Annotated in this window: 13 protein-coding genes; 4 read left to right on the top strand and 9 right to left on the bottom strand. The window is 38.5% G+C overall.

The features are described 5' to 3' along the window. Positions 1–187 precede the first annotated feature (187 nt). The 5 genes from ACFX4H_RS03035 to ACFX4H_RS03015 all read right to left on the bottom strand — a co-directional run bounded on the left by ACFX4H_RS03035 (position 188) and on the right by ACFX4H_RS03015 (position 5,380). Positions 188–1,273 (bottom strand): GerAB/ArcD/ProY family transporter, encoded by a 1,086-nt coding sequence (locus ACFX4H_RS03035; RefSeq protein ID WP_377433844.1) that lies wholly within the window; start codon positions 1,271–1,273, stop codon positions 188–190. 13 nt (positions 1,274–1,286) lie between these two features. Then, positions 1,287–1,520, bottom strand: a complete 234-nt coding sequence (locus ACFX4H_RS03030) for a hypothetical protein (RefSeq protein ID WP_063590757.1) — start codon at positions 1,518–1,520, stop codon at positions 1,287–1,289. 6 nt (positions 1,521–1,526) lie between these two features. Then, on the bottom strand, positions 1,527–2,714 hold the full coding sequence (locus ACFX4H_RS03025) for a Ger(x)C family spore germination protein (protein ID WP_377433842.1): 1,188 nt from the start codon (positions 2,712–2,714) through the stop codon (positions 1,527–1,529). 26 nt (positions 2,715–2,740) lie between these two features. Next, a complete protein-coding gene (locus ACFX4H_RS03020; protein ID WP_376708680.1) occupies positions 2,741–4,366 on the bottom strand; it encodes a spore germination protein in 1,626 nt (541 codons plus the stop codon). Positions 4,367–5,026: 660 nt separating this feature from the next. Continuing rightward, the gene (locus ACFX4H_RS03015; RefSeq protein WP_249597568.1) at positions 5,027–5,380 is read right to left on the bottom strand and encodes a GNAT family N-acetyltransferase; all 354 of its coding nucleotides are present in this window, start codon (positions 5,378–5,380) and stop codon (positions 5,027–5,029) included. A 548-nt stretch (positions 5,381–5,928) separates the two neighbouring features. On the opposite strand from ACFX4H_RS03015, the gene ACFX4H_RS03010 reads away from it, so the two are divergent. From ACFX4H_RS03010 to ACFX4H_RS03000, 3 genes are all read left to right on the top strand, one after another. After that, positions 5,929–7,044, top strand: coding sequence for a GerAB/ArcD/ProY family transporter (locus ACFX4H_RS03010; protein ID WP_377433840.1), 1,116 nt, complete (start codon positions 5,929–5,931; stop codon positions 7,042–7,044). A gap of 71 nt (positions 7,045–7,115) precedes the next feature. Beyond that, positions 7,116–7,682: a DUF2238 domain-containing protein gene (locus tag ACFX4H_RS03005; RefSeq protein ID WP_377433838.1), complete on the top strand. Its 567-nt coding sequence runs from the start codon at positions 7,116–7,118 to the stop codon at positions 7,680–7,682. A gap of 20 nt (positions 7,683–7,702) precedes the next feature. Next, a complete protein-coding gene (locus tag ACFX4H_RS03000; protein WP_377433836.1) occupies positions 7,703–8,278 on the top strand; it encodes a DUF2238 domain-containing protein in 576 nt (191 codons plus the stop codon). A gap of 751 nt (positions 8,279–9,029) precedes the next feature. Here the strand turns inward: ACFX4H_RS03000 and ACFX4H_RS02995 are convergent. Together ACFX4H_RS02995 and ACFX4H_RS02990 are read right to left on the bottom strand one after the other, a co-directional pair. Continuing rightward, the gene (locus ACFX4H_RS02995) at positions 9,030–9,500 is read right to left on the bottom strand and encodes a hypothetical protein (RefSeq protein WP_323602292.1); all 471 of its coding nucleotides are present in this window, start codon (positions 9,498–9,500) and stop codon (positions 9,030–9,032) included. Further along, complete coding sequence (locus tag ACFX4H_RS02990; protein ID WP_222619893.1) at positions 9,490–9,870, bottom strand: hypothetical protein; 381 nt, start codon at positions 9,868–9,870, stop codon at positions 9,490–9,492. Before ACFX4H_RS02990 ends, ACFX4H_RS02995 begins: the two co-directional genes overlap by 11 nt. A gap of 484 nt (positions 9,871–10,354) precedes the next feature. On the opposite strand from ACFX4H_RS02990, the gene ACFX4H_RS02985 reads away from it, so the two are divergent. Then, positions 10,355–10,801 (top strand): DUF5392 family protein, encoded by a 447-nt coding sequence (locus ACFX4H_RS02985; RefSeq protein WP_063575798.1) that lies wholly within the window; start codon positions 10,355–10,357, stop codon positions 10,799–10,801. A gap of 181 nt (positions 10,802–10,982) precedes the next feature. Here ACFX4H_RS02985 and ACFX4H_RS02980 read toward each other — a convergent pair whose 3' ends face one another. Both ACFX4H_RS02980 and ACFX4H_RS02975 read right to left on the bottom strand, forming a co-directional pair. After that, positions 10,983–12,014, bottom strand: coding sequence for an aromatic ring-hydroxylating oxygenase subunit alpha (locus ACFX4H_RS02980; protein WP_377433833.1), 1,032 nt, complete (start codon positions 12,012–12,014; stop codon positions 10,983–10,985). A 63-nt stretch (positions 12,015–12,077) separates the two neighbouring features. Beyond that, positions 12,078–13,520 carry an aldehyde dehydrogenase family protein gene (locus ACFX4H_RS02975; protein WP_377433830.1) on the bottom strand — a complete coding sequence of 481 codons (1,443 nt, stop codon included), beginning with the start codon at positions 13,518–13,520 and terminating at the stop codon, positions 12,078–12,080. Positions 13,521–13,609: the final 89 nt, after the last annotated feature.

Genomic DNA, 13,609 nt, shown 5'->3' with positions numbered 1-13,609 from the left:
CCACTCCTTTAATATTTGATATACAACATTATGTAATGTTATATATTGTTATATTAAATCATCAGGTTTCTTTAGTCAATGAATTTGTCAGAATATTTTATTTACTACCTTTCCGTGTCCCATCAAATTTTTCATGGTATTTTTTTCCGGATGTAAGTAATGTCCACATGAACAAGTGACGCCCCCCTTACCTTCCCCTAATTTTCCCAACCGTTAATAATAACAATGGCAGAATAAAACATATCGTTAAGGATAATGGTGTCCAAGCTGTAGCCATAAAGTTTTGATAATGCACGATATCGGGATGCGAAAAGATGGTAAAAGTGAGAATGAGAAAAGCTAATGGGAATAGTAGTATTTTGTAATTTTGCATACCCAGCAATTGAGCTAGTCCCAAGGCGAGTCCATAAAAGCATATGGTCAACTTAAAATACTCTGTAAAAACCCATATGAAGGCCACAATGACCTCGACCCTTTCAAAAAAATCACCAATGCTTATCCTCATTCCCAGTTTATAAGAAGGGTAGGTTAACCTTGCTGTGTTTTCAGCCCCCAACACAAGGATACAGAAAATGATCACTAAGAATAGAACGCCGCCACCTAATATAGTCCCTAAATAAAAGTTTTTCTTCATTTCAGCCTTTTCATGTACATATGGAGTGATCATTAAAAAGAAAACGAGCTGAACATAAGGCAGGGCTAAAGAGTGATATGACCCCCTCATTATCGGTTTCATGCCTCCTTCAAATACAGGTTGCAAATTTTCGATTTTGATGTCCGGGATAAGAAACACGAATAATATGAAAAGCAGCAGTACAAGCCAAGGAAAAAAGATTAATGCCGTTCGGCAGATGACTTCCAATCCTAGCCGTGCACCAAATAAGCTTGTTAATATAAACAAGATCATAATCATTTCCATAGGTGTCTCAACCAGAACCTGTGTTGAAAAAAAATTCCCAATTTCACTAAGTAACGCTGAAGAAAGGTAATATAAATATAATAGGAATAGCAGTGCCGAGATCTTCCCGATCCATATCCCAAATATTTTTTCATTAACTTCTATATAATTCATGGATGGGTAAAGTAAGGCGAGCCGGGTAAATAAGAGAACGAAACATAACCCGATGAGAGTAGCTATAATATAGGCAATCCAGCCATCCTGTTTTGCTAATGAAACTAGTACGGAAGGTAAAGTAAGTATCGCTCCTCCAATGGTGAATATGATGACCATTATAAGAAATTCACCAGAGTTGATTTTTCCTTTTTCAAGCATATTCGATACCTCCCTAGGATAAAATGCGATCCATGAAATGAGCGAGTGGACTATATATTTTCGTTATCCAGTCGATGGGGGTGGGAATGGTAATATCCTTGATTATTAAAATACTCAACGTCATGCCAATTAAAAGCAATAAAATAAAAATGACAATTTCCTTCCAGCATTTCTTTTTAATAAGAGGGGGTATTTCAAAAAATGAAATAATAGCTCCAGTACAAACTGTTCCAATAATTGCCCACATTGGTCTTTACTCCTCAATTTCTTTTTGAAAAGAATCTGATATCGTCCCTAAATTGCGAATCTTTGCAGTAACGGTTACATTCACGTCCAAATTTGCGAATTCCTGGTCCCAATTTCCTTCTAAACGTTTCCATGCTTTAGGATCGGTTCTATGAATTTCTTCACCAAAACCGAAGATGTCACTTTGATACTTCTCTTGAAGCGTTTTTATCGATCCTTCTATTTTATCCTTAATGTCTTTTGCGAATCTTTTATTCAATTCTTCGATTTTTTCAGGTTTGGTTAAATCGATAGTGCATTCAACTTCACCTATACTCCCTTCTGACGTGACATTTATATCAATTTTTGGATTTCCATTTTCCACTTTCCCCTTGATTTTCGTTTTTGAACTAGTCGTGTTGACCGTAATTTGATCACCTTCACATGGTATATTTACCGCAGTGGACTTAACATGATCTGTAATGTAACTAACACCTTTACTGTCGTTCCTGTTTAACCAGCCGACAAGTTTATCCTTCTTGAATACTCCAAGATAATCCAATCGCAAACCGGATTTCGGGGAGATATTTTGTGCATTCGTAACATTGCTTCCTGCTTCGGGATCACCATAAACTAGAATCCCCGTTAGCATGGCCTGTCTGCCTTTGCTGACGATGCTGCTGACCAGCTCATCCAAAGTGACCGTCCTTGTCGCCGCCCACCTTTTCTCTGAATTTTCCAAGGAGTCAAAAACTTTATTTGCCGGTATTTTTTCAAGAGCCGTTTGCACGTTAAGCGTTTCATAAGCAGTTGCCCCCTTAGCAACGGTCATATAGAAATCGGAACGCAACTCCTTTTGCCGGGAAAGGACATCCAGAGGTTTTGCAATTCCTGCCCTGGCCATTTCCTCACCAAAGACAATTTCACGAAGATGTGCGACATATAACCTCCTTGGTACATCAGTTGATAGGCTTCTAATTGCTTCAGCAATGGTTACACCGCTTTCCCTGAAGGTTACAACTTCCGTGCGGCCAGACCTGGCATCACCTGCCAGCTCACTCGAATTTAGAACTTGGACGCTTACAAGATACCCCTCTTCCGTTTTATCAATTCCCATGGCTGTAACGATGGCAAGTTCATTCAACTCAATGCTGCTCCAACAGCCGGATAAACAAATTATAGGTAACATTAAAATTACCTTTAGCATTTTTTTCATCGTAAAACCCTCATAATCTCATCATTTTATCTAGGTGGTTTCGGAGGACTGACATCTCCTCTGTCTGTATCATTTTTACTGATCAATCGCGGCCGATTTAATAATGACCAATGTGGCATACGAATGATGTTGTCTTTTTGATCTTGTAAAATGAATGGTGCATTTGGAGCTAAATATGGTAAACCAAAAGATCTTAAGCTATTTAAATGCAGGACCATCATGATCAGCCCCAAAATGATCCCGTATAATCCAAATGTAGCGGCAAGGATCATAAACAAGAATCGAAGCATCCGAAAAGCGCTGGCCATACTATTGGCTGGAAACACAAAGCTGCAGATGGCTGTTAAGGACACGATGATAACCATTGTTGCTGAAACGAACCCTGCTTCGACAGCAGCCTGTCCAATAACTAATGCACCAACGATGGAAATGGATGAACCGATTGCCCTTGGCATCCTCACACCTGCCTCACGCAAAATTTCAAACACTACCTCCATCAGCATCGCCTCCACAAAAGCAGGAAAAGGAACTCCTTCTCGTTGTGAAGCTAGACTTATGAGTAATGGAGTAGGAAGCATTTCTTGATGAAAAGTCGAAACAGCTACATAAAGTGACGGTGTTAGCAAAGCTAGGAAAAAGGATAAATACCGTAATACTCGAATTAATGTGGCAATGTCTGCCCGTTGATAATAGTCTTCACTGGACTGGAAAAAATGCACCATCAGTGCTGGAACGATAAGGACAAACGGCGTTCCGTCAACCATTATCGCAATCCTTCCTTCTAAAATGGCAGCGGCTACAGCATCAGGACGTTCCGTATTATAAACCGTTGGAAATGGAGTGTATACTTCATCCTGAATAAGCTCTTCAATGTATCCACTCTCAAGAATCGCATCTATATTGATTCGATTTAACCGGCTTTGCAATTCTGAAACCGTTTTATCATTGGCAACACCTTTTAAATACATAATCGCAACGTCTGTTTGCGTTTTTTCTCCAATCTGCTTTGTTTCAAGCCAAAGGTTAGGATCTTTTATTCTCCTTCGTATTAAGGCAGTATTTGTTCGCAGCGTTTCAGTAAATCCATCCTTTGGCCCTCTTACTACTGTTTGGGAGGAAGGTTCTTGAACTCCGCGATCGACCCAGCCTCTCGAGCCGAGTGCCAATCCTTTTGGGGAGCCGTCCATCAATAACATCGTGTCTCCCGATAAAACATGGTTGAAAAGCTTTTGAAAATCAGTTATTTCCACGATTCCCCCTACAGGAAGAGTATGTGATTTTATCAATTCAAAACAATCAGGGACCGCTACGTCCAAGTCAGAGTTCCGAATTTCAACCATCAAAGTGTCGAGGATTAAATCCTGGATGGAAGCAGAATCCGTTAATCCATCTGTGTAAACGATGCCTAACTTTATTTCCCCATTTTTACCTGCTTGGAAATCCCTTATAACGATGTCTGAACTATTTCCTAACGTTTTCTTAATATGGTCTATATTATATTGAAGATCAGGGGATATAAGTTTTGTTTGATGATTCTTTGAGTCCTTACTTCTATTTTGGGATGTAACTGGATTTTGGTTTTGATTTTTAGTTTTGCTGGAGTTTGGATTTTCGCTTTGATTTAGGTCTTCTTGTTGTTTTTTATTTTTCACCGATTGTTTATCTTCAATTAACTTCCTCAATGGGATAGGAACTCGAGATTTCAATGCTAACCCCCTCATAACCAAAAGCTTGTTAAAATTAGGTTTTCACCTTCGCTGTAATTATATCCATGTAAGTAAAATAAATTGCTGTACAAAAAACATTATATACATGATAATCTTTTACCAAAATTTCACTTAAATCCACGATTGTTATCAACCACTTCCCGCCATCTTTTCAAACTCGGAAAAAATTTGCCTTTTAGAGTCAATTCGGCAGGTTGCACAATCTAAATCAAATTCATTGGAAGTTATGTATAAAAGAATCCTATGAGTAAATGCATAGATTGCCAATATTCGCATAATCCATTATTGGACTAAATTGACAAAAGGATGGTATAGAGCAAAAAAAAACCCTGCAGATTTCCACAGAGTTTTTAAAAATTTTTGGATGGCAAGAATTAGGGATTAAAGAACTTTTTCCTTCAACTTGTTTTCATTCCAGTATATTAATACCTGGTTATTCCAAACTCAACTTCATAATTGTTTTGTCCCCATTTTCCCAACACTCTTGAAGTCGCAACATTTCATTTCCGTTACATATGTACGATAAAAATACTACGCCCAATAAGTCCTCTTCCCCATCTTAATATGGGTGACAAGGCGCCGATTTCAAGCTTCCAATGTAATATATTCAGCTCCTTGTTCTTTTGCCCAATTATGTATATAACTGAGCAGATTATATCCAAGGCCACTAGGACGATGATTTACATCAGTAACCAAATCTTGTACATATACATAGCGTTCATTATATGAATCTTCACGCCAGCTAATACCTGCTAATGCTACGATGCTTGTATCATGATATAAAGCAAATAACTGTTTACCCTCCTTACGCATATCATTTAATAAATCTAGATATTCCTTTAAAGTCAAATCTTTACGTAACTGACTCAATATAGGAAAAGCCTGTAAAAATTGATGTTCTACAGTTAACTCCACTATATTTTCCACTGGTATTTTCATATTAATTTCTCCTAACATTTTAAGTTTAACCGCTTCGCCTTGCCCTTTATGAATCCGGATTAAGTTTCTGACATTTAAGCCTATCAAATATGCTTGATAACCTAGAGCTTAAATATTTTTCAATATGTCCAACATTCCTCTTCCTTTCTCCAAATATTAGATATACCAATAAATCATTTGCAAGAATTGTGCCATACCAAAGGAAATGTACAAGTTCAGTGCAGTTAATATTTTCCATGAAAGTCAAGAAGGTCCCTATCAAGTACTATGAGGAATTTCTGAAAAATTAGGCCATAGTTAAAACAATATACGGTTCCTGAACCATTAAGGTTCGGTCTAAGGAATTAAATTACTTTCTCTTGGACAGTAATTCTATGATTGTATAGTAGAGCTACATCAGTAAAAAGGCAGAAAATTCGCGACCTATTGATGTAATGGGGGTGGATTGTTGAAGATAGGCAATTGATGTCCGTGTGAATAACTTGAACAAGAATAGCCAAAAATATGGAGTATTAAGAAGGAAGGAACAAATAAATAGGTGAAAAATAATGCCTGGTAGTTTCAAAATTTCATCACATCAATTGATGATTTTAATCCTCTTGTATTCGGTAGGAACGGTTATTTTACATACCCCTTCTCCTTTAGCTGGTTTTGCAAAGCAGGATGCGTGGCTTGCTGCATTATTTGGAACAGGAATCGCATTAATTTTTGTATGGTTTTACATCAGGGTTGGAAATTTATATCCTGATCTCGCCTTAGATCAAATAAATGAAAAGGTTTTCGGTAAGTTAGTCGGAAAGATGATCAATCTCACATTTTTTTTCTGGTCTTTTTCAACTGCTGCCGAGACCACTTATTATGTGGGGAATTTCATTAAAACTTTTTGGATGCCGGATACTCCTCTTGTAGCTTTAAATATATTGTTAGCTGCAGTAGTGATCTTTACAGTCCGCCTTGGTTTTGAAACTTTTACACGCACGTTGGAAATATTCTTCATTCCCGTATTACTATTACTGACTATTTTTTTGGTTTCCATCATTCCTCAAGCAAACATTCAAAACATTCAGCCAGTATTTGAAGGAGGCGCTAAACCCTTAATACGGGCGATACTTTTTTATGTCAGCGTGTTCACGCTTTCCCCTGTTATGTTTTTAATGATTTTCCCTTCAAAAGTAAATGAAAGAAAAAAAGGGGGAAAAGCTTTTTATATTGGCACTTTGATCGGAGGAATCATATTAATTCTGGTTATCATGCTGGATATCTTGGTTCTTGGACCCGATAACACCGCAAGAAATATTGCTCCAAGTTACACGATGGCAAAAAAAATAAATGTAGGGAATTTCCTAATGCGGATCGAAGCAGTAATTGCCACTATTTGGATTTTCACAACCTATACGAGGACGGTTATGTATTTTTATGTTTCGGTTGTCCTATTTTCAAACATTTTCAATATAAAAGATTATCGGCCGTTTACTACAGCTTTAGGGATGATAATGGTATTTTATTCATTGATTGTTTTTCCGACGGTCTCTTCATCCGGGGAATACAATAAAAATATATGGTTATTCCATGCAGCAACTTATGGTCTGGTCATGCCTTTATTATTGTTTATCACGGCTAAATTAAAAAACATCATTAAAAAGCACCATCATAGCCAACAATGATAATAAAATACATTTTTCAATCTGGCACGATTGGATGATCGTAATGAATATTTATGAATGAGGTGAGTATATTGAAACATAAAATAATCATTATTTTTAGTTTGGTATTTATAGCATTCATGACTGGTTTACTCATCTTTTACCTCAAAAAAGATGATTCTTCCCGATGGATGGTAGCTCTTGGGGGAATATTGGTAAGTGCCTTGCCCATTTCATTACTGTTTGTAAAAAATAATCCCTTTAACATTCCAATCATAATCGGCTATTATGTTTTTGTTTTCTGTACGACATTTTTAGGGTCCATCGCAAATTTTTATGTTGATTTTAAATGGTGGGACTCTGGACTTCACTTCTATAAAGGCATCTTCGTGGGTTTTGTGGGGATTGCCCTTTATAAACTATACATCCCTCAAAAAGCGAGAAAAGATGTTTCTAGGTGGGTCATTTTCCTTTTTGTTCTTTCACTTTCAGTCACTTCCACTGTTCTTTGGGAAATATATGAGTTCGCCGGAGATCTCACTTTTACTCATACCATGCAGCGAGGCGGTAACAAAGATACCATGTACGATATAATTTTCGGACTAACCGGCGGCCTGCTCATTTCCATTTATTCTAGTGTACAAAAATTAAAATTATGATGATTTGTTGAGGTAATCATATGAATCGTAAGCTAGTTATTTCATTAAGTTTAGTGTATGTACTTTTCATGGGGGCTTTATCTATTTATTACTATACAGCCGATGAAACTTTCAAATCACTGGTTTCGATAGGCGGTGTGGTATGTGGGGCAATTCCCCTTTCTCTGGCCTTATTTACCAAGCTTCAATTCAATTTGCCAATTATCATTTCCTATTTGATCTTCTTATTCGGTTCACAATTTTTAGGATCTATTTTAGGTTGGTATGGACTGGGTTGGTGGGACACATTTTTGCATTTATTAAGCGGTTCCCTTCTTGCTTTTACGGGAATTGCTTTATATGAACGATTGGTGTACAGAGATGCAGGCAAAGAGATTTCCCCTTGGTTCGTCTTTTTGTTTACTCTTTCTTTCTCGGCACTTGGTGGTGTCATATGGGAGATCTACGAATTTAGTTCTGATCAATTATTCGGAATGACACTGCAAGGCGGGGGAAATAAAGATACAATGATCGATTTAATCGCGGATACGATTGGAGGACTTATCATTGCAGTGTGGGCTGGAGTGCGGACAAAGATTAAGTTAAAAAAAATATAAAAAAGCATGCCAGTTGATTTCAGAAACCCGCTCCCTTTCCGCCGACTGTCTGCCAAGCCTCCTCGACGCAAACGTCTCCGGGGTCTCGGCTAGCCAGTTATTCGGCAGGAGTGTCGCAAATTTCTTCAATCTAATGAGGTTTCTTTCTATTTAAATGAATAAAAAGTCATGGTGTATAACCAAGTCTGTTTTAAAATTATGGTATCCATTCCCTCAGAAAAATCGTGAAAGGGATTCGGATAAGACCATTCACCCCTTTTTTGCGAATTAACTGAGACCACCATATTTCATTATAGGTCTTTTTATTTTAAAGGCTCTTTTCGTAAAGAGTTTTTAATACGAAACTATTTAAGGTTGATTGGAGCGGAAGTGCGAGACTCCTGCGGGAGCAGCGGGACAGGTGAGACCCCACAGGCGTTTACGCCGAGGAGGCTCACCGCCCGCCCCGCGGAAAGCGAGCATCTGGAGGGGAAATCAACCACAACTCACTACCTGGTATATTGCAACAAAGTATGGGAAAACAGCCATTTTAAAAAACGTTCCAGTTGATTTCAGGTACCTGCTCCCTTTCCGACGACTGTCTGTCAAGCCTTCTCGACGCAAACGTCTCCAGTCCGCCAAGGGAAACGAGTGCCCTACGTTCCAATCAACGTCCAAAATTGTACAAGCAAAAAAACTGTAGACAAACTCGATGAAAATCGAGTTTGTCTACAGTCTGAAACAACCATCTTATCGATGGTCATTTTTATGTTCATTTAAATATGATGGAAATTATTTTTTCCGTCGTCATCGCACTATCCACCACATATGTTCCAGGTCGTAATCCGTTGGCCTTGCCTTTCTTTTCAACCGCGTCGGAAAACTCATTGGCATTTTTGATGACTTTTGCTTTTTGCAGGGTTTTACCCACATCGATGCTTGTCGAGCCTTTAGACACAGTAAGAACTGTACGGTATATGATTTTTTCCGTTGGTTCTTTTATCGTTTCTTTTTCCGCCTCCGCCTTATCTTTAACCGACTGTGCTTCAGCAATCTGATCTTCCCATTCTTTTTCGGAATGTATGACATACCCTTCTGAAGCCAGAGACTCTTTCATTTCATCTTCTGATAGTTTCTCAGACGTGCCGGTCGCTTCACCTGGACCAAAGAAGTACACTGCACCGCATAAGCCTGCGGCAACAACAAGGCCTCCGGCAAAGCTGCGCATTGATTTAGATGTCATTGGCCACATTTCTCCTTTCATTCGTCGTTTTCATGTAAGGAGTAAGCATCCGTTCTATTTCTTCTTCCGGCTGTTTTGTCTTAAGTGCGATGCTTTCAAATGAATAGCCTCGCTTATGTAGGTCGAGTACTTCACGCAACATGTTTCGCTTTTCGGAAGACATTGCCAAAATGCCTGCCTCTTGCACCGTAATTTCAGCATCTATCTCGATGTTCCTGATTTTTTCCTGTAATACATTCATTTCATCCCCAAAAGTGCTGGCAATCTGTTCCAATTGACTGTCCACTTTTACAGAATCCTTTTTAATAAACGATAAAATGAACAGTAATACTGCTGCAGCGAACAAAATGATCAGAGCCCATTCCATCATTCTATGTCCCTCCTTAATCTTTGAATCTACTATCTCGCTTTCTAATTATATATTGATTTGTTTCAAAACTCGATTTAAAAGTACTAAATACCACAATAGTCACGTAATTATGACAAAAAAAGGCGCGGGAAGGTCATCCATAACTATTAATAATGAAAAAACGAAAAATAAAACTTCCATTTGAGGACCATTTTACCATAATCCATTCATCGTTCATACCACTATTTGTTTATTAAGGTAAATGATCTTTATTTCGACTCCTTATACTTCAAGAATTTTTTTCAACACATATAACAGGGCATTCCATTGATCATCCACCTGTGTCACTGCGTTTACTTTTCCCTCAAAAAGTTCCAAGGGTATATTAAATGACAAACATGTTTCCAAACGATAAGATATATATAGGTTCCTTTTCCTATTTCATTAATAAGTGCGATTTTACAGTGCCATTTATTTATTGGTGCAAGATAATAAGGAGGAAACAATGAATATCAAAATAAATAATATACCCGGTTTCATGCAAAACGAAATCGAACAACTTCAATTAAAGTTGTCCCCCTTGTTGAAGAAAAATATGAAATACGGTTTTTTTTCAACGGTAATGATAGGCTTTTCCATCATTAATCTTTTTTTTCTTTTATTTAAGAACGACTCTTTACCCATCTCGAAAATCGCACTTGGAATCTATGCATTGGTGGGAGCTGTAGGATTTGCCTTATTAAAAGAAAACAAACACAACCAAAGAGAAATAGTGAAAATGAGTCAAAAATATATGTTGGAGAGAATCAAAAAAAGCAACTATTTAACAGATGCCCGAAAAAACAACTACTTTAAACGAGTAAATGAGCAACCGCTTACTGCCATGAATGTTTTTTTTGAGTTTCTTGCTGAAGAACAACAATGGAAGAACAAATCCTCCCACTCCGAATAAATAAAAGGAAGTTCGCAAATTTCATAACAAATAAGGTAAAAAAGGCAGCACAAAAAAAACAACTCAACCAGTATGCTCCGGTAAACTGCCGAAACACACTGGTTGGTTGCTTAGGTTTTTTTATTTACAAATTCTCCATGAACGTTCCTTTTTTAGTGCATTCCAATAGCGAGCTCAGTGGTTAGTTCTGGAGCTTATTTTCAATGAGTTCATGAAAATAGACTGCAGCATGTTCTGTTGGAGAAAAAATCCCATTTGTAAATGCCTCGGAACTTAATCCTTTTTGAAGTTTTTCCACTAGATCAAAATCTTCCTGCCGTACTTGATCAACAAATTTAAAATATTCTTCTTTTTCTATGGTTGTTTTTTCATCTAAGGAATAATCCCGATAAATACCTAACGACGTCACAGCATCAACGGGAATTACTTGAATGGTATTCACGTTTCCGTCTCCTGGATAAACGTTAATCATCATATTCGGCCAAACCCAATAAAAACGCGCTTGTTCCCCTTCGCCATTCTTGCTTGCTGTCATATATTGATAGGTGAATTTGTCATGTGTCGTTGTGTAAAAGTTTGCTAAATCAAAGGATTTTGCAAAACCAGGATGAGCAATGGAACAATGATCACATTCAAGGTAATTGTCAACAATGGCCTTCCAATTTGCTTTTACTTCACGGCGGGTTTCCCTAACTAATTTCAGTGAATCAAAGAATGGATACTCTTTCATTTCCTCTAAAAATTCCTGGTAGGCTTCTGCCATAGAGGGTGCATTTTTGTCAAGATTGACAAAAATCATGGCATTCTGAACTTCTAAGCGAATGGATTTCATACAGCTGTGTATTCCCAATTCATTCGTTTTAAAATTAGGGGCTCTATTTACACTTCCGTCTAATTTGAACGTCCATCCATGGTATCCGCATTGTAAAATTTTCTTATTTCCTTTATCGGCGTTTTCTACTTTCATTCCGCGATGAGGGCAAATATTGTAGAAGGCACGCAGTTCACCATCGGTACCATGTGAAACGATAATAGGCTCTCCGGCGATATCCAATGTCATGAAATCGCCTACCTTTTCCACTTGGCTTGCATGCCCCGCCAATATCCAACTCTTTCTGAAGATCTTTTTGCTTTCTTCATTGAATACCTCTGGATCGACATACCGTGAATAAGGCAGTGTAGGGCTGAACTGTACATTTTCTTTCGTGGACATTTTGAAATCCCCTCCTGTTTTTGATCTAATTTAAAAGTTTAAAAACCCTTAATTTAATTTTAGTTATACCCGATCCATATAGACTGTCTTGACTTCTGTATAGAATTCAACGGCACTCTTCCCTTGTTCACGGCTGCCCGCACTTGAATTTTTACATCCGCCAAATGGCATTTGCGGTTCGGTTCCTGCCGTTTCCGAATTGACATGAACAAGACCCACTTCAACATCTTCAATAAACCGTTGAGCCGAAGTTAAATTATTCGTACAAATGGCTGCGCTCAACCCATACTCTGTATCATTAGCCATCTTAACTGCTTCCTCATAATTTCCGGCCTTAAAAAGGGCAATGACTGGTCCAAAGATTTCTTCACGCGCAATGCGGGCATGTTGAGGAACATTTTCAAAGATGGCCGGCTTGACATAAAAACCATTCGCCAATTCCGCTTCTGCCGGGATTTCTCCTCCGCACAAAAGTGTAGCTTCTGATTTCCCAACATCGATCATTTCAAGCACGCCATCGCGTTGCGATTTAGATACAGCCGGACCTATATATGTTTCTTCGTTGAGCGGGTTGCCCACTTTTAATTCTTTCGTACGCGCGACAAGCCGTTCCCGGAATGCTTCATAAATTCCTTTTTCCACAATCACCCGGCTAGTGGCTGTGCACTTTTGCCCTGTGGATTTAAAAGCTCCGCCAATGGCTATTTCCACTGCTTTTTCAAGATCAGCATCAGCTAGGACGACGAGCGGGTTTTTCCCTCCCATTTCCACTTGCACTTTCTTACCATGTTCAATGGCTTGTTTTTGAATTTGCTGACCAACTTGATTCGAGCCCGTAAAAGATATAGCCTTCACATCAGGATGTTCCACTAATGCAGCACCAATGACGGAACCTCTTCCGAATACACAATTGATGACACCAGGCGGAAGACCCGCTTCATCAAATGCTTTTATCACATGATAGACAGACTTAGGTGTAAGATCAGCCGGTTTAATCACTACTGTATTCCCGTAAATCAAGGCCGGAGCCAATTTCCATACAGGGATGGCGATAGGAAAGTTCCATGGTGTAATCAACCCCACCGGACCGAGCGGGGTACGGGTAGTGTATAAAAATGTATTGGCATTGGCTGAAGGAATTACTTCCCCGAGTGGCTGCCGAGCCTCAGCAGCATAATATTCAAGTATGCTGGCAGCCCGATTGGCTTCCCCCATCCCTTCCAAGAATGTTTTCCCTTCTTCCTTTATCAAATCTTGACCTACTTCCTGCATGTTCTTTTTCAAAATATCAGCTGCTTTTTGCAAATATGAAGCCCGTTGCTGAAACGACAACTTTTTCCAGTCAGGAAATGAATTTTTTGCGGCTGCCACTGCATCATGTAAATCAGCCGCAGCACTTGATGGAAATTCTCCTAAATTTTCACCATCATGGGGACTAAGATTTTCTCTATACTCTCCTGTAGTGGGTTCTTTCCATTTTCCATTAATATAATTTAAGTAACGCATACTATTTCCTCCGTATTCTATTATTCTAGTTCTCTAAATTATAGGTTTTGCTTTTAACTGCACTTCTACATGAATCTTAAACGACCGTT

This window comes from Peribacillus sp. YIM B13477 (genome assembly GCF_042787955.1).
GTDB classification, from domain to species: Bacteria; Bacillota; Bacilli; order Bacillales; family DSM-1321; genus Peribacillus; species Peribacillus frigoritolerans.
This window is presented reverse-complemented; position numbering and strand designations above follow the sequence as displayed.